24 protein-coding genes are annotated in these 25,518 nt (G+C 61.7%); 10 read left to right on the plus strand and 14 right to left on the minus strand.

Annotation, left to right across the window (positions count from 1 at the left end):
* Positions 1-4 precede the first annotated feature (4 nt).
* Genes rodA through ACR0JN_RS13650 form a run of 5 tightly spaced genes read right to left on the minus strand, consistent with a single transcriptional unit; the run spans position 5 to position 5,623 of the window.
* A complete protein-coding gene (gene rodA / locus ACR0JN_RS13630) occupies positions 5-1,144 on the minus strand; it encodes a rod shape-determining protein RodA (RefSeq protein ID WP_480886290.1) in 1,140 nt (379 codons plus the stop codon).
* Positions 1,141-3,090, minus strand: a complete 1,950-nt coding sequence (gene mrdA, locus ACR0JN_RS13635) for a penicillin-binding protein 2 (protein WP_480886293.1) — start codon at positions 3,088-3,090, stop codon at positions 1,141-1,143. Before mrdA ends, rodA begins: the two co-directional genes overlap by 4 nt.
* Positions 3,087-3,623, minus strand: coding sequence for a rod shape-determining protein MreD (locus ACR0JN_RS13640; protein ID WP_480886295.1), 537 nt, complete (start codon positions 3,621-3,623; stop codon positions 3,087-3,089). The genes mrdA and ACR0JN_RS13640 overlap by 4 nt, the downstream gene beginning before the upstream one ends.
* The gene (mreC, locus tag ACR0JN_RS13645; RefSeq protein WP_480886297.1) at positions 3,616-4,518 is read right to left on the minus strand and encodes a rod shape-determining protein MreC; all 903 of its coding nucleotides are present in this window, start codon (positions 4,516-4,518) and stop codon (positions 3,616-3,618) included. The genes ACR0JN_RS13640 and mreC overlap by 8 nt, the downstream gene beginning before the upstream one ends.
* A 58-nt stretch (positions 4,519-4,576) precedes the next feature.
* Positions 4,577-5,623, minus strand: a complete 1,047-nt coding sequence (locus ACR0JN_RS13650) for a rod shape-determining protein (protein ID WP_480614337.1) — start codon at positions 5,621-5,623, stop codon at positions 4,577-4,579.
* A 155-nt stretch (positions 5,624-5,778) separates the two neighbouring features.
* Between ACR0JN_RS13650 and ACR0JN_RS13655 the strand changes: the two genes are divergently transcribed.
* Positions 5,779-6,564: a 23S rRNA (adenine(2030)-N(6))-methyltransferase RlmJ gene (locus ACR0JN_RS13655; protein ID WP_480886299.1), complete on the plus strand. Its 786-nt coding sequence runs from the start codon at positions 5,779-5,781 to the stop codon at positions 6,562-6,564.
* Positions 6,565-6,640: 76 nt separating this feature from the next.
* Here the strand turns inward: ACR0JN_RS13655 and ACR0JN_RS13660 are convergent, their stop codons facing one another.
* A complete protein-coding gene (locus ACR0JN_RS13660) occupies positions 6,641-8,209 on the minus strand; it encodes a 2-isopropylmalate synthase (protein ID WP_480886301.1) in 1,569 nt (522 codons plus the stop codon).
* A 275-nt stretch (positions 8,210-8,484) separates the two neighbouring features.
* Here ACR0JN_RS13660 and ACR0JN_RS13665 point away from each other — a divergent pair, with 275 nt between their 5' ends.
* On the plus strand, positions 8,485-9,150 hold the full coding sequence (locus tag ACR0JN_RS13665) for an SDR family NAD(P)-dependent oxidoreductase (protein WP_480886304.1): 666 nt from the start codon (positions 8,485-8,487) through the stop codon (positions 9,148-9,150).
* 4 nt (positions 9,151-9,154) lie between these two features.
* Here the strand turns inward: ACR0JN_RS13665 and ACR0JN_RS13670 are convergent, their stop codons facing one another.
* Positions 9,155-10,663: an MORN repeat-containing protein gene (locus ACR0JN_RS13670; RefSeq protein WP_480886307.1), complete on the minus strand. Its 1,509-nt coding sequence runs from the start codon at positions 10,661-10,663 to the stop codon at positions 9,155-9,157.
* Between the two features lie 129 nt (positions 10,664-10,792).
* Between ACR0JN_RS13670 and ACR0JN_RS13675 the strand changes: the two genes are divergently transcribed.
* The 3 genes from ACR0JN_RS13675 (at position 10,793) to ACR0JN_RS13685 (ending at position 14,479) form a co-directional block, all read left to right on the plus strand.
* Positions 10,793-12,451, plus strand: a complete 1,659-nt coding sequence (locus tag ACR0JN_RS13675) for an NAD+ synthase (protein ID WP_480886309.1) — start codon at positions 10,793-10,795, stop codon at positions 12,449-12,451.
* Positions 12,452-12,708: 257 nt separating this feature from the next.
* A complete protein-coding gene (locus ACR0JN_RS13680) occupies positions 12,709-12,984 on the plus strand; it encodes a hypothetical protein (protein WP_480817583.1) in 276 nt (91 codons plus the stop codon).
* Positions 12,985-13,147: 163 nt separating this feature from the next.
* Positions 13,148-14,479, plus strand: coding sequence for an NAD(P)/FAD-dependent oxidoreductase (locus ACR0JN_RS13685; protein WP_480886312.1), 1,332 nt, complete (start codon positions 13,148-13,150; stop codon positions 14,477-14,479).
* A 5-nt stretch (positions 14,480-14,484) separates the two neighbouring features.
* Here the strand turns inward: ACR0JN_RS13685 and ACR0JN_RS13690 are convergent, their stop codons facing one another.
* Positions 14,485-15,417 carry an MBL fold metallo-hydrolase gene (locus tag ACR0JN_RS13690; protein ID WP_480817581.1) on the minus strand — a complete coding sequence of 311 codons (933 nt, stop codon included), beginning with the start codon at positions 15,415-15,417 and terminating at the stop codon, positions 14,485-14,487.
* Positions 15,418-15,533: 116 nt separating this feature from the next.
* Here ACR0JN_RS13690 and ACR0JN_RS13695 point away from each other — a divergent pair, with 116 nt between their 5' ends.
* The gene (locus tag ACR0JN_RS13695) at positions 15,534-15,968 is read left to right on the plus strand and encodes a DUF1801 domain-containing protein (RefSeq protein WP_480886315.1); all 435 of its coding nucleotides are present in this window, start codon (positions 15,534-15,536) and stop codon (positions 15,966-15,968) included.
* Between the two features lie 89 nt (positions 15,969-16,057).
* Complete coding sequence (gene gltX / locus ACR0JN_RS13700; RefSeq protein ID WP_480886319.1) at positions 16,058-17,383, plus strand: glutamate--tRNA ligase; 1,326 nt, start codon at positions 16,058-16,060, stop codon at positions 17,381-17,383.
* An 82-nt stretch (positions 17,384-17,465) separates the two neighbouring features.
* On the opposite strand, the gene ACR0JN_RS13705 is transcribed toward gltX, so the two are convergent.
* Complete coding sequence (locus ACR0JN_RS13705; RefSeq protein WP_480886321.1) at positions 17,466-18,035, minus strand: gamma-glutamylcyclotransferase family protein; 570 nt, start codon at positions 18,033-18,035, stop codon at positions 17,466-17,468.
* Positions 18,036-18,130: 95 nt separating this feature from the next.
* On the opposite strand from ACR0JN_RS13705, the gene ACR0JN_RS13710 reads away from it, so the two are divergent.
* Entirely contained in the window at positions 18,131-18,577 is a 447-nt protein-coding gene (locus tag ACR0JN_RS13710) for an RrF2 family transcriptional regulator (protein WP_480817577.1), read from the plus strand.
* 2 nt (positions 18,578-18,579) lie between these two features.
* Here ACR0JN_RS13710 and ACR0JN_RS13715 read toward each other — a convergent pair whose 3' ends face one another.
* Both ACR0JN_RS13715 and ACR0JN_RS13720 read right to left on the minus strand, forming a co-directional pair.
* Positions 18,580-21,108 (minus strand): ABC transporter permease, encoded by a 2,529-nt coding sequence (locus ACR0JN_RS13715; protein WP_480886322.1) that lies wholly within the window; start codon positions 21,106-21,108, stop codon positions 18,580-18,582.
* Positions 21,105-21,800 (minus strand): ABC transporter ATP-binding protein, encoded by a 696-nt coding sequence (locus tag ACR0JN_RS13720; protein WP_480886324.1) that lies wholly within the window; start codon positions 21,798-21,800, stop codon positions 21,105-21,107. Before ACR0JN_RS13720 ends, ACR0JN_RS13715 begins: the two co-directional genes overlap by 4 nt.
* A gap of 50 nt (positions 21,801-21,850) precedes the next feature.
* Between ACR0JN_RS13720 and ACR0JN_RS13725 the strand changes: the two genes are divergently transcribed.
* Complete coding sequence (locus ACR0JN_RS13725; protein ID WP_480886325.1) at positions 21,851-22,492, plus strand: arylesterase; 642 nt, start codon at positions 21,851-21,853, stop codon at positions 22,490-22,492.
* A gap of 3 nt (positions 22,493-22,495) precedes the next feature.
* Entirely contained in the window at positions 22,496-23,107 is a 612-nt protein-coding gene (locus tag ACR0JN_RS13730) for an SOS response-associated peptidase (RefSeq protein ID WP_480886328.1), read from the plus strand.
* Positions 23,108-23,115: 8 nt separating this feature from the next.
* On the opposite strand, the gene ACR0JN_RS13735 is transcribed toward ACR0JN_RS13730, so the two are convergent.
* The 3 genes from ACR0JN_RS13735 to ACR0JN_RS13745 all read right to left on the minus strand — a co-directional run bounded on the left by ACR0JN_RS13735 (position 23,116) and on the right by ACR0JN_RS13745 (position 25,331).
* Positions 23,116-23,670, minus strand: coding sequence for a L,D-transpeptidase (locus ACR0JN_RS13735; RefSeq protein ID WP_480886330.1), 555 nt, complete (start codon positions 23,668-23,670; stop codon positions 23,116-23,118).
* 188 nt (positions 23,671-23,858) lie between these two features.
* A complete protein-coding gene (locus tag ACR0JN_RS13740) occupies positions 23,859-24,065 on the minus strand; it encodes a cold-shock protein (protein WP_480614380.1) in 207 nt (68 codons plus the stop codon).
* Between the two features lie 405 nt (positions 24,066-24,470).
* The gene (locus tag ACR0JN_RS13745; RefSeq protein ID WP_480886332.1) at positions 24,471-25,331 is read right to left on the minus strand and encodes a hypothetical protein; all 861 of its coding nucleotides are present in this window, start codon (positions 25,329-25,331) and stop codon (positions 24,471-24,473) included.
* Positions 25,332-25,518 lie beyond the last annotated feature (187 nt).

Consider the following 25,518-nt stretch of genomic DNA (forward strand, 5'->3'; position numbering starts at 1 on the left):
CAGATCAGCGGGGCCGGTGGATATGGGCGCTTTGCACGATGCCGAAGGCGGCCATCAGGACCAGCATCGCCGAACCGCCATAGCTGACCAGAGGCAGCGGCACGCCGACAACCGGGGCCAGCCCCATGACCATCGACATGTTCACGGCAAAGAACAGGAAGAAGTTCAGCGCGATGCCCAATGTGACCAGCGACGAGAACCGGTCTTTGGTCGATAGTGCCGTGACCATGCAAAAGACCAGGATCAGCGCGTAAAGCACCAGCAGGGTGATGCCGCCGACAAAGCCGAACTCTTCAGCCAGAGTGGTGAAGATGAAGTCGGTGTGCTTCTCGGGCAGGAAGTTCAGGCGGGACTGCGTGCCCTGCATGAAGCCTCGGCCATTCCAGCCGCCCGATCCCAGCGCGATTTTCGATTGCGTGATGTGATAGCCCGCGCCCAGCGGATCGGTCGAGGGGTCCAGAAACGTGTCGATGCGGCGGAACTGGTAATCCTTCAGCAATTGCCACTCGGTCCCCCGGCTGTTGAATACCGCTGCAATTAGCCCGACAACGGCGGCTATGACGGCGGCAAAATAGGCCCAGTGCACACCGGCGAGGAACATCAGTCCTCCACCCGCAGCCAGCAGCAGGATCGAAGTGCCAAGGTCCGGCTGGCGCAGAACCATGAAGGTTGGGATCAGGATCAGGATGACCGGGATCAACACCCACAAAGGGCGTGAGGTTTTGTGCGACGGCAGCCAATCGTAATAAGCCGCCAACAGCATCACCAGCGTGACTTTCATGACCTCGGATGGTTGCAGCCGCATGAACCCAAGGTCGATCCAGCGTTGCGCGCCCATGCCGATGGTTCCGAAGAGTTCAACGAAAACCAGCAGGGCGATTGACCCGAGATAGGCCACCACAGACATGTTCCGCCAGAACCAGATCGGCACCAGTGCGATAATGAACATGGCCGTCAGGCCCAGGCCAAAACGTTCCATCTGCGGCTCGGCCCAGGGCCGCCACGAGCCGCCCGCGACTGAGAACAGCATCAGGAACCCGGCGCTGGCGGTGCTGATCAGCAGCAGCGTCAGGGGCCAGTTCATATACAGAAATTTGCGGAACCCCGATGGCGTGGATTTTACGGCATATTCAAGATAGCTCATGCGCGGTCCTTTTCGTCAGGACGCGCTTTGGGGCGGCGGTCGCCCTCGAGCCGTTTTTGCTGTTCCTTGATGCGGTCGCGGTCGGCGACGGGGTAGGCTTCGAGCGGAGGCGTGCCGTTGTAAAGCGCCTGCAGCATGATATCGCGCGCCACCGGGGCCGCTGCCTTGGACCCGCCGCCGCCATGTTCGACCACCACCGCAATGGCGTATTTCGGATTGTCGTAGGGCGCGAAGCTGACGTATAGCGCGTGGTCGCGGCGTTCCCACGGCAGATCCTCGTTGCGGATCACGCCTGCTGCCCGTTCCGCCTTGGTGATGTTGCGGACTTGACTGGTACCGGTTTTGCCCGCCATGCGGAACTCATTCGCGATGATGCGGCTGCGATAAGCCGTTCCGCGCCGGTCGTTCGAGACGGCCCACATCGCCTCGCGGATGTGGTGCAGGTTGGACGGGTTGAGGCCCAGCGGCTCACCCGCACCGCTGGGCTGTTCGATCCCGTCAATGGATCGCACCAGCCGAGGCGTGACGGCACGACCGGTTGCGATCCGCGCGGTCATCACCGCCAGTTGCATCGGCGAGGCCAGCATGAAGCCCTGCCCGATCGAGGCGTTGGCCGTATCGCCGATCAGCCACTCTTCGCCGTGAACCCGGCGTTTCCAGTCCTGATTGGGGGCCAATCCGGCGCGCACCGCTGACATTGGTATGTCGTGCTTGATGCCCAGTCCAAGGGTGCGAGCCATGTCCGAAATCTTGTCGATCCCGACCTTTATCGCAACATCGTAATAGTAGACGTCGCAACTGCGTTTCAGGGAAGTATCCAGATCGACCATCCCGTGCCCCCCGCGTTTCCAGCAGTGGAAGCGGCGGCTGCCGACTTTCAGATGACCGGGGCAGTAAACTGTATTGCCCGGGCCGATGACACCGGCCTCAAGCGCGGCCAGCGCCGTGACCATCTTAAAGGTTGAACCCGGCGGGTAGGTGCCCTGGACAGTTTTGTTCGCCAGTGGGCGATACTTGTCCTGCGTCAGTATCTGGTAGTCTGCGACCGAGATACCGCGCACGAACAGATTGGGATCGAAACTAGGGGCCGAGGCCATCGCGCGCAGATCGCCGGTTTCGCAATCGATGACGACGGCGGCGGCGCTTTCTCCGGCCAATCGGGCTTGGGCGTATTGCTGCAGGTCTGCGTCGACGGACAGTTGTAGATCGGCGCCGGGCTGGCCCTCCTGCCGGTCCAACTCGCGCATCACGCGACCGGTGGCGTTGACCTCGACCCGTTTGGCCCCGGCTTTGCCGCGCAGTGAGATCTCCTGTCTCGCTTCCAGCCCTACCTTGCCGATCTGGAACCGGGGGATACGCAGCACTGGCTCGGGGTCTTCGATCTGGCTGAGGTCATAGTCGCTGACCGGGCCGACATAACCCACGATATGGGCGAAATCCTCGTAGCGGGGGTATTGGCGCGTTTGGCCGACCTCGGGCGTGACACCGGGTAGGGCCGGGGTGTTGACCGCAACTTTCGAGATATCTTCCCACGTCACCTGATCGGCCAGCGTGACCGGCAGGAACGGTGCGGTGCGGCGCATTTCGGTGCGAGCGCGTTCGATCTCATCTTCGTTCAGCGGGATCAACTCGGACAGTTTGGCGATCACCTTGTCCACGTCGCCTGCATCCTCGCGCACGATCACAATGCGGTAGGACGGAGAGTTCTGGCCGATGATCTGCCCGTTGCGGTCGTAAATCCGGCCCCGGTTTGGCGGGATCAGGCGGATGTTGATGCGGTTTTCCTCGGCCAGCAGCCGGTATTCGTCGGCCTGATCCACCTGCATGAACCGCATCCGCGCCGCCAGCCCGCCGACAAACGCGGCTTGCAGCCCGCCCAGAACCAGCGCTCGCCGCGGCAGGCGTTTATAGGCCAGTCCCTGAGATTTGGGCTTGCGCTGCTTCATACCCGCGACCCCACTGCGCTTGCATCCGCCGAGGACATGCGGCGGATGCCAAAGACGCTTTGGCTGAGCCAAACGATCAGGGGATAGGCCAACACGGTCAGAACCAGTTGCACGGCCACGGGGGTCAGTGAGGTTTGTTCGACGGACAGAACGGACAGGACAATGCGGTTGGTCAGAAAGATGGCGGTAATCACGACTGAGACCGACGACCACTCGCCCACGAAACCGGCATCCCGCATGCCCGGAGCCGCAGACCGCAGATAAGCTGCGCCAAGCACCACCAGCGCCGCCATCAGGCCGGGTGGGCGTTGCAGCAGCAGGTCCGACATCAGCATCGCAGCGGCAATCAGCAGGGTCGGTACATAGTCCGGTCGCCGCAGGACCCAGGCAAAAGTCAGCGCGATCAGTACGTCGGGAAACGGCCACCGATCCGGCGGCGTGTTCAGCGGCAGCAGGTGCAGAAACAGCACCAGAACGGTCAGCAAGACATAAAGCCCGCGCATTCCCCAGTTGTGAGAGGCCGGTTTATCCATCGACGGCCTCCTCGGGTGTCAGGGCAGCTTCGGGGCGGGTGGGACCAACGATGCCTCCGGGGTCGTTAATGCGTGGGGCAGCGTTAAAGCGCAGAACCCGCAGGAATTCCAGCCGTTCGAAATCGGCGGAGAGGCGCACGCGCAACCGGCCGCCGGGGTCCGCCGCAATCTGCCCGATCAGCAGACCGGCGGGAAACACCCCGCCATCGCCGGATGTTATGACCCGGTCACCGGGTCGCACCAGTTCGCGATTTTCCAGAAACTCGATGGCAGGGGCGGGGGTGTTGTCGCCTTTGATCAGGGCGGTCTGGCCCGAGGGCTGAATGGTAGCGGGGATCGCGCTTGAGGCATCCGTCATCAGGATCACCCGGGCGGTGTCCGCGCCAACGCCGGAAATCCGCCCGACCAGCCCGATGCCGTCCATCGTTGCCCAGCCATCGACGATACCGTCCCGTTCACCGACGTTCAGCAGAACCGATTGCCGGAAGGGCGAGCCGCTATCGGCCATCACAACGCCGGTGATATAGGTCAGGCGCGGATCAAGGCGGACGTTGTTCAGGTCCAGCAGCCGTGCGTTTTCCTGTTCCAGCTGCAGGGCGGCCTCTTTCCAGGCGCGCATCAGGCGCAGCTCGCTACGCAATTCGCGGTTCTGTTCGCTCAGCCGCTGGTAGCTTTTGAAATCCCGGATCAGGTTGACGGTGGCGGTCACAGGCACCATTGCCCATTCCATGGAGGGCACGACCTTGTCCACCACCTGTGCGCGGAACCGTTCCACACGCGGGCTGTCGATGCGCCAGACCAGAAAGATGCCCATCAGGCACAGGACCACGATCCCCAGCAGCAAGCGGCGCAGAGGGGTCGTGTATTCGTCGCGCTGTGATCGGTCTTTTGCCACAGGTTACCTTCCCGTGCTGCCCGTGCCGAATTTACCCTATCTGCAAAGGGTGCGCGCCTTAGCTTTCGTAGTCAATCGCGTGGCGCAGCTGTTTTTCATATTCCAGGGCTTTGCCGGTCCCCAAAGCCACACAATTCAAGCTTTCGTCAGCAATTGAGACGGCCAGACCGGTCTGTTCGCGCAGCGCCAGGTCCAGATCGCCCAGCAACGCGCCGCCGCCGGTCAGCATGACGCCCCGGTCCACGATGTCGGCGGCCAGATCAGGCGGCGTGGTTTCCAGCGCGGTCATCACTGCTTCGCAAATCTGCTGAACCGGTTCCGAGAGCGCTTCAGCCACCTGCGCCTGGCTGATCTCGATTTCCTTCGGAACTCCGTTCAGCAGGTCTCGGCCCCGGATATGCATCGACTGGCCACGGCCATCGTCGGGCATCCGTGCGGTGCCGATAGTGGTCTTGATGCGTTCGGCGGTGGATTCACCCACCAGCAGGTTCTGCTGACGGCGCAGGTACGAGATGATGGCTTCGTCCATCCGGTCGCCACCCACACGGACCGAACGCGCGTAAACGATGTCGCCCAGCGACAGAACGGCCACCTCGGTGGTGCCGCCGCCGATATCGACAACCATGTTACCGGTCGGGTCAGTGATCGGCATGCCCGCACCAATCGCGGCGGCGATGGGTTCGGCGATCAGGCCCGCGCGGCGGGCCCCGGCGGACAGAACCGACTGACGGATGGCGCGTTTTTCAACCGGGGTTGCGCCATGCGGAACGCAGACGATGATCTTGGGTTTGGAAAAGGTCGAGCGTCTGTGCACCTTGCGGATGAAATGCTTGATCATTTCCTCGGCGGTGTCGAAATCGGCAATCACGCCTTCGCGCATCGGGCGGATCGCCTCGATCGAACCGGGGGTCCGGCCCAGCATCAGCTTGGCGTCTTCACCGACGGCCAGAACTTTCTTCACGCCATCCTTGACGTGATAGGCGACGACCGAGGGCTCCGACAGGATCACACCGCGCCCCTTGACATAGACCAGCGTGTTCGCTGTCCCGAGGTCAATCGCCATGTCCGCTGTGAACAGGCCGCCCAGATTGCCAAAGATTCCCATGTTTTCCGTGATCCTGTATGTCGGTTTTTCTACTGCCCGCGACTCGACGGTTCCGGGACGGATGCCTTATAGGGTGCCAACACGCCCGGTAAAAGGGCTGATTCCGCGACAATCAGCACCTTTCCGCCTTATTGATAGGGACTTTAGAAGGCAAAATGCTCTCATATCAACATATTTACCACGCGGGAAATCTGGCTGATGTACAAAAGCACGCTTTATTGGCGTGGACGCTGGATTACCTGACGCAAAAGGACAAACCGCTCAGCTATATCGAGACGCATTCGGGACGTGGCTTGTACCACCTGGACGCGGTTGAGGCTGTTCGAACGGGCGAAGCCGCAGCCGGGATCACACGGGCCCAACGGGAGGGCTGGTTTGGCCCCGATCATCCGATGGCGCGGGTGCTGCGGGCGGTGCAGGCCCGTCAAGGTGGTGAAGCCTATCCGGGCTCGCCGCTGATTGCGGCCAATCTGTTGCGCGCGCAGGACAGCCTGCACTTCGCCGAGTTGCATCCGCAGGAATATGCGGCGCTTTCGTTGGCGATGTCGCCGTTTGGCGCGAAGGTCTATCAGCAAGACGGGTTTGAACTGGCGCAGTCCTTGCTTCCGCCGACGCCACGGCGTGGGATGATGCTGATCGATCCCAGCTATGAGGTGAAAGCGGACTACGACCGCCTGCCGGGTGTAATCGCCAAGCTGCACCGCAAGTGGAACGTTGGGGTGATCGCGCTGTGGTATCCGATCCTTACGGACGGGCGGCATGGGCCGATGATCTCGGCGTTGAAAGCGGCAGGTTATCCCAAGGCCATCTGCCATGAGGTTATGTTCCCTCCGGCGCGTGAGGGGCATCGGATGGTCGGTTCGGGCATGTTCGTGCTGAACGCGCCCTTTGGGCTGGCGCAGGAGGCTGAACGCCTGACGGCTTTGTTCGCCCGGCTCTGAGCGGGTGCCGGGGGCCTGAAACTTTGAAAGTTTCAGGCACGGTTTCTTTTCAAGAAACCGGTCTCACCCGCCGCGCTCAGGTCAGGTCTTTGTAGCTGATCTCGCGCGCGTCCGCGCCCGGACCGGCCTTTTCACGACGCACGATCAGACGGTTCAGCGCGTGAAGATAGGCTTTGGCCGAAGCCACTACCGTATCCGTATCGGCAGACTGGCCGGTGGCGATCATGCCATCCTCTTCCAGCCGGACAGAGACGGTCGCCTGCGCATCCGTGCCTGCAGTGACGGCGTGGACCTGATAAAGTTGCAAATGCGCCTTGTTGGGATAGATCGCACGGATCGCCTTGAAGGTCGCATCAACCGGGCCGTCCCCGTGTTCGGTGGCGATGACATCCGCGCCGTCGACCTCAAGCTCGACGGTCGATTCCGCCTGACCGCCGGTGCCGCAGGTGACTTTCATCGACACCAACTGCAGGTGATCATCGGCCTCATCCAGGGTCATCAGGGCGATCAGGTCGTCGTCAAACACCTCTTTCTTGCGGTCGGCCAGATCCTTGAACCGCACAAAGATGTCCTTGAGCTGGTTGTCGCCAACTTCAAACCCCAGCGTTTCCAGCTTGTCGCGCAGCGCCGCGCGGCCCGAGTGTTTGCCCAAGGGCAGCGAGGTGCCCGAAAGGCCGATGTCCTCGGGGCGCATGATCTCGAAATTCTCGCGGTTCTTCAGCATGCCGTCCTGGTGGATGCCGCTTTCATGGGCAAAGGCATTCTTGCCGACGATGGCCTTGTTGAACTGGACGTTGAAGCCCGACACCGTCGCCACCCGGCGCGAGATATGCATGATCTTGGTGGTGTCGATGCCCGTATTCCAAGGCATGATGTCGTTGCGGGTGCGCAGCGCCATCACCACCTCCTCCAGCGCGGTGTTGCCGGCGCGTTCGCCAAGGCCGTTGATGGTGCATTCGATCTGCCGCGCACCGCCCGCGACAGCGGCCAGCGAATTCGCGGTCGCCATGCCAAGGTCGTTGTGACAATGGGTGGCAAAAACCACCTCGTCCGCGCCCGGAACAGTTTCGATCAGGCGCTGGATCAGGTCGGCGGATTCCATCGGGGCGGTATAGCCCACCGTATCGGGGATGTTGATCGTCGTTGCGCCCGCCTTGATCGCAATTTCGATCACGCGGCACAGATAGTCCCACTCGGTCCGCGTTGCATCCATCGGCGACCATTGCACGTTTTCGCACAGGTTGCGCGCGTGGCTGACGGTTTCGTGGATCTTCTCGGCCATCTCGTCCTGCGTCAGGTTCGGGATGGCGCGGTGCAGCGGAGAGGTGCCGATGAAGGTGTGAATGCGGTTTTTGCCTGCGTGTTTCACCGCCTCCCAACAGCGGTCGATATCGGCGAAATTGGCACGCGCAAGCCCGCAGATGCGGCTGTTCTTCGACCGCTGGGCGATCTCGGTGACGGCCTTGAAGTCACCCTCGGAGGCGATGGGGAACCCGGCTTCGATGATGTCGACGCCCATCTCGTCCAGCAGCTCGGCGATTTCCAGCTTTTCGTTATGGGTCATGGTTGCGCCGGGGCTTTGTTCGCCGTCGCGCAGCGTTGTGTCAAAGATCAAGACGCGGTCTTGGTCGGTCACGTTTGTCATGGGATACTCTTTCTTCTTCTGTCCTAAAGCCTATGGCGCGCGGGCGTCCTCCTCTGAGCGGGCGCGCCGGTTGGCACGCTCAGAGGCGGATTAGGATCAGTAGGCCACACAGAGACGCACCGCGAAGGGCGGTGGCGGCAAAAGGGATATCTGCGTGGTTGATCATGCCGTCAGGTTATACAGCGCGCAACGGGAATGAAAAGAACCAAATTGCAAGGGGCTGCTTTGGGTTCATTGCATGTTGATCGCGTCGGTCTGGCCGCTAGGTGTGGAGCATGGAGAAAGCACTGATCATCGGCGCGACGGGTGGCATCGGCGGCGCAATCTGCGACCGGCTGGTGACCCAGCAGGTCGCGGTGACGCGTCTGTCGCGGTCTGCCCAAGGGTTCGACCTGACCCAACCAGATGCGGCGCTTGGGATGCTGGACGCACAACCCGGCCCGTTCGACCTTGTGCTGGTCGCTTCGGGCTCGTTGGAGATCAAGGGGGCGGAGCCCGAAAAGACCCTGCGCGCGGTGTCGGCGCAGGCGATGATGGATCAGTTTGCCCTGAACGCGGTCGGTCCGGCGCTGGTTCTGAGTCGGGCGCAGCGGCTGTTGCCCAGAAAGGGGCGTTCGGTCTTTGCGGTGCTGTCGGCCCGGGTCGGGTCGATCGGAGACAACCGCGCGGGCGGGTGGGTCAGTTATCGCGCCGCCAAGGCTGCAGTGAACCAGATCGTGAATACGGCGGCGATCGAACTGGCGCGCACCCATCCCGAGGCGATTTGCGTCGCGCTGCATCCCGGTACGGTCAAAACGGCGTTTACACAGAAATATCTGGGCAGGCATCCGGCGGTCGAGCCGCAGGACGCTGCCGAAAATCTATTGAACGTGATTGGGGCGCTGACGCCCGCCGATACGGGCGGCTTCTTCGATTGGGCCGGGAAATCGGTGCCGTGGTAATGGCTCAGCCGTCGGATGGTTCAGTTGCCGTTTCGGCATCAGTGTTCTCAGCCTCAGCGGGCTGATCTTCTGCCTCGGTCGCGTCTGAAGTCGCGTTACGTTCGGGCAGTTCGTCATTCTCCCAGACGCCCGATTCCTCCTGCCCGTTGGCGTAGCGCATGGTTCCTTCGCCCTGACGTTTGTTGTCGAGGAAACCGCCCTCATACACATCGCCGGTGCTGTAGGTCGCAACGCCAATGCCGGTGATCTTCCCCTCGACCCAGTCGCCGGTATAGGTGAAGCCGCCGGGCGTCGTGATGGTGCCCGCGCCGTGGCGTTTGCCATCGAGGAAATCGCCTTCGTACTCGGTGCCGTCCGCAAAGCTGGACTTGCCCTTGCCCTGCCGCACGCCATCGACCCACTCGCCTTCATAGCGATAGCCGTTCGCAAAGGTGATGACGCCGGTGCCGTGGCTGACCGCGTTGCGGAACTGACCGGAATAGACGACACCATTGGGATAGGTGGCCTTGCCGGTGCCCTCGAACACGCCGGCGATCCACTCTCCGTCATAGATCGTGCCGTTGGGATAGGTGTTCTGCCCTTTGCCGTGGGGCAGGTCGGCGCTGAGTTCGCCGATATAGGTCGCGCCGTCGGGATAGGTGATTTCGCCGAAGCCTTCGATCTGGCCATCCGCCCAGTCGCCGGTATAGCGGTATCCATCGGTGCCCACGAAACTGCCCTTACCGTGGCGGTTGTCATCCAAATAATCGCCTTCGTAGGTGTTGCCGTTGGCGTAGGTTTCCTTGCCTTTGCCCTGACGACGGCCTTCGAGCAACTCGCCCTCGTAGACATCGCCATTGGCAAGCGTCAGCCGCCCGGTGCCGGTCATCAGGTTATCCACCCATTGCCCCTCATAGATTAAGCCATCGGCTTGGGTCAGTTTACCGTATCCGTGTCGTTGCCCAGACCGCACTCCGCCCTCATAGACCGAGCCATCGGCCAGGGTGATTTTACCTGCGCCCAGTTTCTCCCCGTCCAGCCAGTCGCCTTCATAAGTATAGCCGCTGGGATCAGTAAGTTTTCCCGCGCCGTGATGGCGGCCATCTTTGAATTCGCCTTCGTAGCTGACCCCATTGGCGTAAGTGGCCAAGCCGGTGCCGTTGATCGCACCACCGGCCCAGTCGCCCTCATAGCTGCCGCCATTGGCATAGGTGATCTTGCCGTGCCCCTCGGGCTGGCCCTTGGCAAAACTGCCTTCGTAGATCGAGCCATTGGCAAAGCGGGCGACGCCTTCGCCCTGAATCTCGCCCCCGACCCACTGGCCGGAATACTCGAACCCGCTGGGCAGGCGATAGGTGCCGGTTCCGTGGCGCAGGCCGTTTTCGAATGTGCCTTCGTAGACGCCGCCGACCTCATCATCCTTGATGATAACATTGGTGTCCTGCGCAGCGGCAAAACCTGCCGCTATGGCCAAAACACCTGCGGTCACTGAGATGCGGATCACGTTCATGGTTGCTTCTGCCTGCCCGGTCATCTTGGTTGCTTTCCCGGGCGCAAAACTAGGGCACCGCACGGGGCAGAGCAACGGCTTTTGCCGCATTGGTCTTCCACTCGGGCGGTGATCTGCTAAATGGCAATAGAAGGACGAAGGCAAGAGGGCAGCATGGCCGACCGTTTCCGTATTACTCTGGCGCAGCTTAACCCCGTTGTCGGGGATATCGACGGCAACGCAGCCAAGGCCTTGGCCGCATGGGAAGAAGGCCGCGCGGCAGGGGCGGATCTGGTGGCGTTCCCCGAGATGTTCATCACCGGTTACAATACGCAGGACCTTGTTATGAAACCGGTGTTTCACCGCGCTGCCATGGCCGCGGTCGAGGCGTTGGCGGCCCAATGCGCGGACGGTCCGGCTCTGGCCATCGGTGGGCCGTGGGTCGAAGGCGAAAGCCTGCACAATGCCTATCTGATCCTGAAAGGGGGTCGGATCACCAGCAAGGTGCTGAAACATCACCTGCCGAATGAGACGGTCTTTGATGAGGTGCGCCTGTATGACTCAGGCCCTCTGGGCGGGCCCTATTCCGTCGGCAATTCCCGAATCGGCAGCCCGATCTGCGAGGACGGCTGGCACCCGGACGTGGCCGAAACGCTGGAAGAGACCGGGGCCGAGTTTCTGCTCATCCCCAATGGCTCGCCCTATTTCCGTGACAAATACGATGTGCGTCTGAACCATATGGTCGCCCGCGTGATCGAGACCGGCTTGCCGCTGATTTATCTGAACATGGTGGGTGGTCAGGACGATCAGGTCTTTGACGGGGCCACCTTTGGCCTTAACCCCGGCGGGGAACTGGCCTTCCGCATGCCCGTTTTCGATGAGACCGTGACCCACGTGGACCTTGCGCGCGGCGATGAAAGCTGGCGGATCGTCCCGGCTGAGATCGTGCCGCAACCGGATGCTTGGGAGCAGGATTACCGCGCGATGGTGCAGTCCCTGCGCGACTATATGGGCAAGACCGGGTTCAAAAAGGCGTTGCTGGGTCTGTCCGGCGGGGTGGATTCCGCGCTGGTCGCGACGATTGCGGTGGATGCGATCGGGGCCGAGAATGTGCGCTGCGTGATGCTGCCCTCGGAATACACCAGCCAGTCCTCGCTGGATGACGCCGAGGCGGTCGCCAGGGCGCTGGGCGTTCACTATGATTTTGTGCCGATCTCGGACAGCCGCGCGGCGGTCACGGATACTCTGGCGACGCTGTTTGCGGGGCGTGACGAAGACCCGACCGAGGAAAACATACAGTCTCGGCTACGTGGACTGTTGTTGATGGCGATCTCGAACAAGTTTGGCGAGATGCTGTTGACCACCGGCAACAAATCCGAGGTCGCGGTGGGCTATGCCACGATCTATGGCGACATGAATGGCGGCTACAATCCGATCAAGGACCTGTACAAGACCCGCGTGTTTCAGACCTGCCGCTGGCGCAACGCCAATCACCGCGACTGGATGATGGGCCCCGAGGGTGAGGTCATCCGCCCCTCGGTCATCGACAAACCCCCAAGCGCCGAACTGCGCGCGGATCAGAAGGACAGCGACAGTCTGCCGGATTACCCGGTGCTGGACGGTATTCTAGACATACTCGTCGATCAGGACGGCTCGATTGCCGATTGTGTCGCCGCCGGGTTCGACGAAAGCGACGCCCGCCGGGTCGAGCATCTGATCTACATCAGCGAATACAAACGGTTTCAGTCGGCCCCCGGAACCCGCCTGACCAGCCGTGCCTTCTGGCTGGACCGGCGCTATCCGATTGTGAATCGCTGGCGGGATCGGGGCTGAATTTGCGCTGAAATAGGGACAGTGCGGGCCGAGATTCATCGACTGTTTCCGGCTTCGTTTCAATACAGCATGTTTTTGCCCGATTCTGGCTATCTCGCTTGTTTGACTGACATTTTTCCGCCACATTTATGCTTGGAAGTTGCCTCATGTGGGGTGGGTGTGACGCAAGGCTGCTAAGTTGCAGAACGTTGGCGAAAGCTGATCTGACTGTGAAGCACCCCGGGGCTGTTTATCTGAGTTAACGGTTTGGTGTTAAAATGTACGAGGAATACGACAAGACCCTTCACGGGCCATTGAAGTACAAGACGATGGAATCTCCGGCGCAGGAGCTGGATGAAGCAAAGCTGGATGCCGCCATCGCGGATATGCTGAAACAAGAGCCTTCGGTGGACAACAAGGTCGAGCCCATCCGCCGGCCCGAATTCCCGGACCTGAAGTCGCAGGAAGACGTGACGGCGCTGGACGCGCATAAGGATGCCGGACTTTCGGCAGTCCTGCGTCAGAAATGGGCCGAATTCTCGGGCGCAGCCTAAGTACCTGACCAAACCCAAAGTCAGCCCGGGCCCAAGTTCTGGCCCGGGCTTTTGCACGTTGGCCACAGGTTCCGACAATCGTCGCGGTAACCCGCCAAACCAGTTGCTTGCATCCGGTTCCTGCGCCTCCATGGCGGTCCGAGCGATTGAGTAAGAGCCGTTGATGCCCGGTCCCAAACCGACCCCCGTAGAGTCTGATCTGTCTTTGCCCAAAACGGTGGATGTCGTCGTGATCGGCGGCGGCATCATCGGAACGTCGACCGCGCTTGAACTGGCGGAACGGGGGCTCTCGGTGCTGCTGTGCGAAAAGGGCCAGATCGCGGGCGAGCAAAGCTCGCGAAACTGGGGATGGGTGCGGCTGGGAATGCGCGATCCGCGTGAGATTCCGCTGATGCAAGAGGCTTTGCGCATCTGGCAGGGGCTGGATGCCCGTCTGGGCCGCCGGACCGGATACACGCAATCCGGCATTCTGTTCGGGGCCTCCGGTGACCGATCCGCTGGAAACCTGGAACGTTGGCTGCGCAATGTCGAAGGGCTGCAGACCGGTGCGCGGATCGTTTCGGGTGATGAATTAAACGCCCTCTTGCCGGATCATCAGGACGTGTTCCAATGCGCGCTCTACATGCCGCAGGATGGCCGGGCCGAGCCGCAATGGGCCGCTCCCGCCATTGCGGAAGGAGCCCGCGACAGGGGCGCTGTGGTCATGACCAATTGCGCCGTGCGCAGCGTCGACATGCAGGCGGGCCGGGTCGCCGGGGTCTTTACCGAGCGCGGGCGGGTGTCCTGCGCAGGTGTTGTTCTGGCCGGGGGCGCGTGGTCGCGCCTGTTTGCCGGAAACGCGGGGATCGACCTGCCGCAGCTAAAGGTGCTGAACACGGTGATGCGCACATCACCCGCCGGGAATGGCCCCGAGACTGCGCTATGGTCAGACGGTTTTGCCATCCGAAAACGGGCGGACGGCGGCTACACGATTGCATCGGGCCACGAAAACACTATGGACCTGGTGCCCGACAGTGTCCGGCTGGCCCGGCAATTCCTGCCCGCGTTCGCTCAGGAATGGAAATCGCTCCGCTTACGCCTGTCCAAACGCTGGCTGGTCGAGGCGCGCGAGGACAGGTCGTGGTTGCCCAGCGATGTGACCCCGTTCGAACAGTGCCGGGTGCTGGACCCCGAGCCGTCGCAGAAGATTCTGCGCAAAACATGGGCCAAAGTGCGCAAAGGCTTTCCGGTGCTGGAACAGGCTGAAATCGTTCAAAGCTGGGCGGGCATGATCGACGTGACGCCGGATGCGATACCGGTGATCTCGGGCGTGGACGCGCTACCGGGGATGTTCATCGCAACCGGATTCTCGGGACACGGCTTTGGCATCGGCCCCGGAGCGGGCCGGTTGATGGCTGATCTGGTGACGGGGGCAACACCTTGTGTTGATCCGGCCGCCTTCCGCCTGTCCCGTTTCACGGATGGCTCAGAGGTGCGGCCGGACCCGGGCTACTAACCCGCTCAGCCCATCATCTGATAGCTGACCGGTACAAAGCGGAACCCGTCGCCGCGCGTTTCCACATAACCGGCGGCGGGGAAGGGCATGTGGTAGCCGATCATCGGCACCTTGTCGGCGGCCAGCAGTCCCAACACCTTGCGGCGCGAGGCGGTTGCGGCGGCTTTGTCCATGTCAAAGCGGACCTCCCATTCGGGATGTGCAAACGACCAGACATAATGGTTGGCCAGATCCGCCGTCAGGATCAGGCGCTGTCCGTTGCTTTCCAGATGATAAACCATGTGGCCCGGCGTGTGCCCAAAGGTCGCCATCGCCGTCACGCCGGATACAACGTCGTTGCCATCTTCGACAAAGGTCATCTTCTCGGCCAGCGGCGTGACCTTGGCGGCCACCAGATCACCGACGCGGTTGCCGGCCTCCTGCGCGGCCCAGAAATCATATTCGGGGGCGGCGGTGACATAGCGGGCGTTCGGGAAGGTTGCTGCGTCATTGGTGGTCATGCCGCCAATATGGTCGGGGTGCATGTGGGTGATGACCACAACGTCGATCTGATCCGGCGTCACGCCCGCATCCGCCAGCGCCGCCTGAATGCCGCCCTGCCCAAGCCCGGTGTCGAACAGAACCAGTTCAGCCCCGGTATTGACCAGCGTGGGCGTAAAGAAGAACTGGGCCACGTCGGGCGAGATGAAGTTGTCTGCTGATACCTTGGCAAAATCCTCGTCCGAGGCCCCGCCGCCGAAAATTTCTTGCGCGCCGTCGCGGGGCAGGCTGCCGTCGAGCAGAGTGGTGACGGTGAAATCGCCAAGCTTGAAGGATTTTGCGATGGTCGAATTGGCCTTCGTCTCGGTCCCCGCAGCCAGAACCGGGGCGGCGGCCGAGGCGAAGGGCAAGGCTGCTGCAGCGCCAAGCGCCGCTCTGCGTGTCAAATTGATGGTCATTTTGGTTCTCCCTGTCAGAACATCAGAACTTCAACTAGGTCGGTCAGTGTCGTCTGCCACTTTGTACCCGCAACACATGGGCTGCGTAGATGAACATTACGTGTTAATTTTTGTTCATGTCGCGATCAGAGAACAAAACCGTCCCCACTGGGCGCAGTGTCGCGCGGTTTCTGGGCGCGGTACATCCCGCGCGTAAAGCGGACGAGGCACTCATACTGGATGCACTATTCCGCAAAGTGACCGGTTATGCACCTGTTATGTGGGGCCCGTCGATGATCGGGTATGGGAAATACCGTTACCGCTACAAATCCGGACGCGAGGGGGAATTTCTGGCCACCGGGTTTTCGCCGCGCAAGGCAGCGCATTCGATCTATATCATGCCCGGCTATGCCGATTTCGGAGATATCCTGTCCCGGTTGGGGAAACACAAGCTGGGCAAGTCCTGTCTCTACGTGAACAAGCTGGCGGATATCGACTTGGATGTTCTGTCAGACCTGATCTGCGCCGGGCTGAAAGACCTTGAGACGCACTGGCCAGTCGAGCCGACCTGAGCCCTGGCCTGCGCTGCCTGGCGCGTTTCCCTCATTCGCTGGACAATTCATCCATCCTGTGACAAGAGCCGCGCCAACAGGAGACTCCCATGACCACCACCCGTTTCGCCCCGTCGCCCACCGGTTACATCCATGTGGGCAACCTGCGCACCGCCCTGATGAACTATCTGATCGCCCGCAAGGCAGGCGGCACCTTCATCCTGCGCATCGACGATACTGACCCCGAGCGGTCGAAGGAAGAATATGTCGACGCGATCAAGCAGGATATGGAGTGGCTGGGCCTGCATTGGGACCGCGTTGAACGCCAGTCCCAGCGGCTGGACCGTTATGCCGAGGCTGCCGACAAGCTGCGCGAGATGGGCCGGTTCTATGAGGCGTTTGAGACGCCGACCGAGCTGGACCTCAAGCGCAAGAAGCAACTGAACATGGGCAAACCGCCGGTCTATGACCGCGCTGCGCTGGCTTTGTCGGAGGCTGAGAAAGAGGCGCTGCGCGCCGAGCGTGGCAACGGTGTCTGGCGGTTCAAGCTGAACCATGAGCGGATCGAATGGGCCGATGGGATTCTGGGCGATATCTCGATCGACGCGGCCTCGGTCTCTGATCCGGTCCTGATCCGGGGCGATGGTCAGGTTCTTTATACGATTGCCTCGGTTGTGGACGACACCGAGATGGGCGTGACCGATGTGGTGCGCGGCTCGGACCACGTGACCAATACGGCGACGCAGATTCAGATAATCGAGGCGCTGGGCGGCACCTGCCCGCGCTTTGCACATCATTCGCTGCTGACCGGTCCACAGGGCGAGGCGCTGTCGAAACGTCTGGGCACGCTGGCCCTGCGTGATCTGCGTGAGCAGGGGGTGCAGCCGATGGCCCTGCTGAGCCTGATGGCGCGGTTGGGGTCCTCCGATCCAGTCGAGCTGCGCGCGGAAATGGCCGAGCTGATCGACGGCTTCGATGTCACCCGCTTTGGCGCGGCCCCGACCAAGTTCGATGTGCAGGACCTGTTCCCGATGACCGCGAAACACCTGCAAACGCTGCCGCTGGCTGATGTGGCGGATGCTGTGGCTGACGCAGGTGTGCCCGCTGATCTTGCCGAGCCGTTCTGGGCGATGGCGCGTGAAAATATCACCACGCTGGCGGACCTCAAGGACTGGTGGGCGCTGTGTCGTGACGGCGCCGATCCTCTGATCGACGATGAGGATCGCGACTTCATCGCCGAGGCCGTGGCGCTGCTGCCCGAAGGCCCGTTCGATGGTGAGACCTGGGGTGTCTGGACCAAAGCTGTCAAAGAAGCGACGGGCCGCAAGGGCAAGGGCCTTTTCATGCCGCTGCGCAAGGCTCTGACGGGCATGGAGCGGGGGCCGGAAATGGCGGCTCTGCTGCCCTTGCTGCAGGTGATCCGCGCGCGGGGGTAAGGGAACGCGCCTTGCGGCGCGTGTCTCCGACGGAAGTATTTTTGAACAGAAGAAGGGGTGGGCTGCTGTGCCTGCCCCTTTGTTAGATCTGGTGGACGATCTTGCTGTCTAGGCGGGTCAGGTGGGCGTCGACAAAGCGGGTTTCGTCGGGGTTCAGTTGTTGGTGACGTGGGTAGCGGGGGGCGGCGCGGTCGTTCAGGATCGGGGCCTGCCAGCCGTCAGTCGTGGCAAAGAAGCGGTCGGCGCCATCCGGGCCATAGGCGCGCAGATAGCCCTGAACCACGACGTCAATATAGCTGAGCAGAAGCGGGTGGCGGTTTGTCGGCTCGGCATGTTTGCCGGATGGAACCGCATAGACGGCGATTTCAACCTCATGAGCCAGAGGATGAGTGATTGAGTCGGTCGCAGGGACGCGGTCATAGGCCCATTCCCGTTCATCCAGCGCGGCCCAGTCGTTTTTGGGGACATGGGCGATCATGCCTTCGATTTCTGAGTCTGGATCGGGGACGGCGGTCAGAAAGGCTACCGGGCGCAGGTCGGTATGCCGCCATGCCCTGCGCCACCCCTTCAATCGGGCAGGCCTGGGATCGGGGAAGTCATGCGTCGCCAGATTCACCAGGCTGCCATAGCCGAAGAAATAGGGGTCTGCCATCTGGGGGTGCGTCCTTTTGGTGCGATTGATGTATGTCAAACCGGTTTTTTCCCTGACATGCAATAAGGCCGCATCTTGATTTTTGGGAGGTCCCCATGCGGATTACCAAACGAACGAACATTGCCGTGCGGTTGCTGATGTACTGCGCCGCCCACCCCGACCGGCTGGTGACGAAATCCGAGATTGCCGAGGTTTGCAACATCTCTGAGAACCACTTGGCGCAGGTGATAAACCAACTGAGCCAACTGGATTTCCTGAGCACGCAGCGCGGCCGTAATGGCGGCATGTCGCTGGCGCGCCCGGCAGATCAAATCCATATCGGCGCGATTTTCCGACATGTGGAAGGGTCCCTTCCGATTGCCGAGTGTTTTGCGGATGCCGACAACACCTGCCCGCTGACTGATGCCTGCCGTCTGCGGCTGGCCCTGCAGGATGCGGCCGAGGTGTTTTATGCCTCGCTTGACGACATCACGCTGGAAGCGCTGATCTGCGACAACGATCCGCTGATGAAAATCCTGCAACCGGTCGCTTGCGTGCGCTGAAGTCAGTCGCTGGCGCGCAGAATGCGGGCCGGGCGGACGGACAAGGGGCGCAGGGCAAAGACGAGGCTCGCGCCTAAGGTGACGATAACCCCGGCCACGACGATGCCAAGCGCCGAGGACCAGATGACTGAGAAGTTGGTGTCAAAGATATAGGTGGCGACGGCCCACCCGCCCAGAATTCCTGCAAACAGCGCAACGCATCCGGCGGCGGCCCCCAGCAGGATGGCGCGGAGGGCGAAGCTGAGCAGGATGCGCCGCCGGTCGGCCCCCAGTGTTTTTAGAATGGCGGCCTCGTACCGGCGCGCGGGTTCGCCTGCGGCGGCTGCGCCGATCAGAACCAGAAACCCAGTCAGTAGCGACACGCCCGCCCCGTAAGAGGTAGCCGCCGCAATCCCCGCCAGCAGGCCCGAGACACGGTCGATGGCATCCCGAACCCGGATGGCGGTGACGTTGGGATATTGCCCGGCCACATCGCGCAGAATGGCGGCCTCGGCCTGTTCTTCGGCGTAGACCGTTGCGATGAAGCTGTGTGGGGCCCCGGCCAGTGCAGTTTGGTTCATCGACATGATAAAGCCCATGCCCGCCGTCGAGAAATCTACTTCGCGCAGCGAGGTCAGTTCCGCCGTTATATCGCGCCCCAGGATATTGACGGTGAGTTGGTCGCCCAGTTTCAGGCCCATTTCTTCGGCCTCTTCGGCGGCGAAGCTGACCTGCGGCGGGCCTGTATAGTTCTCGGGCCACCAGTTGCCTGCGGTGATCCGGGTGTTCTCGGTTGGTTGGGCGGAATAGGTCACGCCGCGATCGCCTTCCAGTACCCAGTGGTCGCCCGCAACCTCGGCTGCGGGGCGGTCGTTGATTTGGGTGATGATACCGCGCAGCATCGGGGCGCTTTCGATGCGGCTGACGGCGGGGTCGGTTTCAAGCCGTTCGGTGAAGCCCGGCATCTGGTCCTTTTGGATATCGACAAAGAAATAGGACGGGGCGATTTCGGGCAGGTTGCCCGAGATTGCGTTGCGCAAAGTGCCGTCGATTTGTCCAACCGCCGCCAGCACCGACAGGCCGAGGCCAAGGGACAGGACAACTGACCCGGCCCCCTCGCGCGGGTCGGAGATGGCCGACAGCGCCCATCGGAACGCGGGTCGACCGCGCGCCCATGGGGCCCCGGACCGGGCAAAGCGGCGGATCGCAAAGGCGGACAGCGACAGCAGGACAAGCGCCCCGGCCAGCCCGCAGCTGGTCCACAGGGTTAGTCGGGTCGAACCGCTGAACCACGCTGCCGAGGCGATCAGGATGGTGAGCCCAACCCCGGTCGCGATGACAAAGGTCGCGCGCGGGATGGCGCTGGCCGAGGTCAGCGCGTCCCGGAACAGGGTGGCGGCGCGAACCTTCTCGGTTCTGGCGAGCGGCCAGAGGGTGAACAGGAAGGCGGTTAACACGCCGTAGAGTGCGGCCTCGGCCAGCGGTTGAGGGTAGAGGGAAAACACTGCCGGTACGGGCAGGCGGCTTTCGAGGATCGGGGCCAGAGCCAAAGGCGCAAACCCGCCCAGCAGCAGCCCGATGATGATGCCGACGCCCGACAGGATGCCGATCTGGATCATATAGGTCTGGAAGATCGTGGCCCGGTCCGCCCCCAAGGTCCGCAGGGTGGCGATGGTCTCGGTCTTTTGGGTCAGGTAGGCACGAACGGCGGCAGAGACGCCGATGCCACCGACCGCCAGACCGGACAGGCCGACCAGCACCAGAAACGCGCTGAGCCGGGTGACGAACTCGGTGATCCCCGGCGCGCCGTTGCGGGCATCGGTCCAGCGCATGCCGGTGCCGTCAAACGCGGTGTTGGCCTGCGCTGACAGGGTGGCGAGTTCGGCATCATCCGGTAGATCTAGCCTGTATTTGGTCGAAAACAGGGTGCCGGGTTCTAACAGGCCCGAGGCTTGCAGGTCCTGCGTTCGCACCAGCGTTCGGGGTCCGAGGGCGAACCCGTCCGCCGCGCCGTCGGGTTCCTTTGTCAAAGCGGCCATCAGGACAAAATCCTGCGTGCCCAGGGCAAACCTGTCGCCGATGGCAAGACCCATACGGTCTATGAGCAACTGATCCATGACTGCGCCGGGCAGGCCATCGGCTCCGTCCAGTGCTGCGGGCAACGGCATCTTCGGGTCCAGCGTGACAGTTCCGATCAGCGGATAGGCCTCGTCCACAGCTTTCACCTGCGTAAGTGCCCGTTCCGGCCCTGCGTCGCGGGGCGCAACGGCCATGGAACGGAAATCCACCACCTCGGAAACCTGTTCAGCCGCGCCATCCATCCATGCGCGTTCGTCGTTGGTGGCGAAGCGATAGGTGAATTCCATCTGCGCGTCGCCCCCCAGCAAAGACGCACCCTCGCGAGTCAGGCCAGCTTGAATCGCGTGCCGCACCGACCCGACCGCAGCGATTGCGGCCACGCCGAGGGCGAGACAGGCCAGAAAGATGCGAAACCCGCGCAAGCCGCCGCGCAGCTCGCGCCGGGCCAGCCGCCCGGCAAGGTGCAGGCTCATTCCGCCGCCTCGCTCTGGGTGTCATCGGCAATGCGCCCGTCGCGCAGGCGCACAACCCGGTCGCAGCGTGCCGCCAGCGCGTGGCTGTGCGTGACCAGAACCAGCGTGGCCCCGTGCCTGTCACGCAGTCCGAACAGCAGATCGACGATGGCGGTGCCGTTTGCCTCATCAAGGTTGCCGGTGGGCTCATCCGCCAGCAGAATTTGCGGGCGCGGGGCCGAGGCGCGGGCCAGCGCAGTGCGCTGCTGCTCGCCCCCAGACATCTGCGCCGGATAGTGATCGCGCCGGTGCGACAGGCCAACGGCCTCTAATTCTGCTTCGGCGCGGGTAAAGGCATCCGTGTGACCGGCCAGTTCCAGCGGCGTGGCCACGTTTTCCAGCGCCGTCATGGTCGGGATCAGGTGGAAATTCTGGAACACGACCCCCATCCGGTCGCGGCGAAAACGGGCCAGGCTGTCTTCGTCCATTCCGCTCAGGTCCTGACCCAGCGCGGTCACCTTGCCGCCGGTGGCCTGTTCCAACCCGCCCATCAGCATCAGTAGCGAGGATTTGCCGGAACCCGATGGGCCAACCAGCCCGAGCGTCTCACCCTGCTTTACGCTCAGATTGATGTCGTGCAGGATATCCACCCGCCCGGCATTGCCATCCAGCGACAATGCGGCATTTTGAAGGGTCAGGACAGGGTGCGTCATTGGGCTTTCCGAAAGGGACCGGTCATTTGGGATATGGAGCAGTTACAGATTTGCGCAAGACTTTGATCTCGGGGCTGTTTGCATGTTGCGGTTTTGCGGCCACAGCCGAACCGGTGGTGATTGCTGCTTTGGGGGATTCGCTGACCCAGGGCTATGGGCTGGTGCGGGAGGACGGGTTTGTCCCTCAGCTTGAACGCTGGTTGCTGACGCAGGGCGCAGAGGTTCGGCTGATCAACGCAGGCGTATCCGGCGACACAACCGCAGGCGGCGCGGCGCGGGTCGGCTGGACGCTGACGCCCGAGGTGGACGGGATGATCGTAGCGCTGGGCGGCAATGACCTGCTGCGCGGGATCGATCCGGCGGTGTCTCGGGCCAACCTTGAAAGCATTCTGACCGCTGCCGAGGCCGAGGACGTTGCCGTTTTGCTGGTCGGTATGCAGGCCCCCGGAAACTATGGCGTCGAATACAAGCAGGATTTCGATGTGATGTATCCGGAACTGGCGCAGGCGTATCAGACCCTGTACGCGCCCGGTTTCTTTGACGGTTTGGCCGCAGATGGCGATCCGAATGCCGTTGGTCAGTTCATGCAGCCGGACGGCATTCATCCCAACGCCGAAGGGGTGGGTCGGATTGTCGAAGCGCTGGGGCCCTTCGTTCTGGACCTGACCCGCGAATCCAGCCAAAGGGAGTAAGCTGTGCCGGGGCGGTTTTTTCTGACGCGACCGATTTCTGAGATTGCCGACCTGCTCGGCACTCCCGACGTTGCCGCACAGCCGCCGCGCAGGAACATCCAGCCGGGGCAGGAGGTTGTGGTGCTGACCTCGGACGGATTGGTGTCCATGCGCTGGGGCATGATCCCGGTGGGGCGGGTCAACGCGCGCGGGCGCCCCGTAATGGAGACCATCATCAACGCCAGATCGGAGACCGTGTTTGACAAAACGGCTTTCGAGGGCGTGGGTCGTGCCGTGGTCCCGGTTGATGGCTGGTACGAATGGACCGGTGAGAAGCGCCGCAAAACGGCATGGCGCATCGCATCCGCCGATGGCGCGCCTCTGTTCTTTGCCGGGATTACCGACAGGTGGCAGGCTCCGGGCGGGGTGACGGTCGACCAGTTCGCGGTGGTCACCTGTGAGCCGAATGGCGATGTGAAACCGATCCATCATCGCATGGGTGTTCTGCTGGATCGGGCTGGGGTGGACGTCTGGCTTACGGGGTCTGAGGATCAGGCAAAGGCCTTGGCCCAGCCCTGGCCAGACGGGTTGCTGACGATCGAAGAAGCGACAGATGTGGATTGGACGGCCCCCTGAGGGGCCGGTCAGACGACCGTCACGACCGTTCCGATTGGAACTCTGTTATACAGATCTATGACATGCTCGTTCAGCATGCGGATACACCCATTTGACGCGGCGCGTCCGATTGTTTGCGGTTGCGTGGTTCCGTGGATGCGGAAGTAAGTATCGACCCCGTTCTGGAACAAATACAGCGCCCGCGCGCCCAGAGGGTTGTCGCCCCCGCCGGGCTGGACATAGTCATTGTCCTTGAACTTGGTGTAGGCGACCGGGTCACGCTCGATCATCTCTTGGGTGGGTCGCCAGGTGGGCCATTCCTTTTTGACGTCGATTGTCGCGGTACCCGTGAACTCGAGCCCCGCTTTGCCAACACCGCAGCCATAGCGGACCGCCTTGCGCGGCTCGGTCACATAATACAGGTAGAACGAGCGCGGAACGACCAGAAGTTGGCCGGGCACAAACTGCTTTTTGATCCGCACGAATTGCGGTGTCGGATCGTATTCGACGGCCTTCTTGGCGCTTGCGACGCCGGGCAGCAGGCTGGCTGCCGTTCCGGCCAGAAATACACGGCGAGTGAACATTGCGAACCCCTTCAAATGATCAAATAAATCTTAGCACTATTTCAAAATGATAGCTGATTTGGTCAATTGTAGGGCAGAAATAACTGAAAAGTGATGTGTTCTGATCGCCACTCGGGTCGAGACCGGAGGCGACTCAGATTGTGTCGAAACGAAAAAGGGTGAGAGAACCCCCTCACCCTTTCAGAAGCTTATGCAAGCTCGATATTGTCGGCGCTTTCGCGACCATCGCGACCGGCGCGCAGTTCGTACGTGACTTTCTGGTTGTCAGCCAGACCGGTCAGGCCTGAGCGTTCCACAGCCGAGATGTGTACGAAGATGTCTTTGCCGCCCTCTTCGGGCGCGATGAAGCCGTAGCCTTTGGTGGTGTTGAACCATTTTACGGTGCCTGCGGGCATGTCCGTTGTCTCCTGTTTAATGCTGCCCACGGGGATGCGGCAGCCTGGCGTCGTCGGTCTGTATCGATAGACTGAGCGCCGTAAAAGGAGACTGCAGGTCGAAATAGAAAAACGTATGCTCTTTGGATATGGCATTGAGGAGGGCGTGTGGCAAGAGTGGATTGTGCGGAATTCACTTTGCTTTCAGGGCTCAACGGGTGCTTTTGGTCGGAAATCCGCCGAGCAAAAGGCATCGGGCTGGTTGGCCTTATTTGTCAATCCGTTGCGGTTTTAGGGCAGGCGGGGGCGATCCAGAGTGGTGTAGATATCCGACCAATGGGGCGTATAGTGGAACAACCGGGAGGGTTTTGTCCCTTCCTGCGCGGGAATTCTGGGCGGGCCTTCGCCAGCGTCACGCGATGGGGCTTATTGTGTGAAGTTCCGGGCGAGCGTCCCGTTGAGTGCCTGCTCAAGCAGGCTGCCCGAGGGGAGCCGGTCGTAGGATTTTGTTTCGGGCGTCCAGTAGCGACCGCACGCCTTGCGCACCATTGAGCCGAAAAAATGAATGGTCTCACTTCGGTTCGGGTAAGCCAGCGGAAACCTGACGGGATCATGAGTGTTCTTTCGCAGCTTAGGGGCCCCGAAAGGATAGTGGACATACGGAGGGATCAGTTCTGCTTGCTTGTGCTCCAAAGCCAAAAGGGTCAGCAGAATCGGGCCGAAAAAGTTCCTTGGGAGGTCGTCTGAGAAGAAATTCACCTCTCCCAATCTGGCGAACATGTCTCGGGCTGACTTGTTGTCGACACCAGTTTCCACGTTGATATCCCAACCGTCACGGAACGGGATTGTGTCGGCGCTGGCCAGCGACAGGTAGTCGGCGAATAAATCCGAGCCCGGGTCCAGATACATGACGCCGTTCCATAAAAACCGGGTGCCATCCTTAAACGCACGGCCAACGGTGATCAGGTTGTTCTCGAAGGTGACCGGCTTCAACAGGTAGACATCGCAATCAACCCAGACCAGATTTTCTGCCTGCATCATCTTCAGCCGGAACAGGTCGGAAAAGCGGGCTGTATGGTTCGAGAGTACGCGTTCCAGCCCGTCTGCCAGGGGCAAGATTTGCGCCGCATCGCGTAGGGTAACCCCGTCCGGGACGCCCTCCACATGCGGGTCATAGGAATACAGGGTGATCGGTTGACCAGCCTGCACGAAGGACAACAGACAAGCCTGTTCCAGCGGGCCGAGGGATGGGCCAGACCAAAATGTTCCGTAACCGTTGTGACCCATGATCCGGCCTCTTGTTATGTGGCAGTTGAAAGCCCGCGAGCCTGCGTTTTCAGGTGAAATCACGCATCTTAATGCGCTTCTGCGACGGCTTTCTTAAGACAGTCTTCATGAACAGGATTGTGCCCGGCAGCGAGCATGGCGATCTCTGCACCGCGTTTTGATTTTGCCGATGGTCGAGAGCATTTCG

Source organism: Ruegeria sp. G12 (assembly GCF_056533565.1).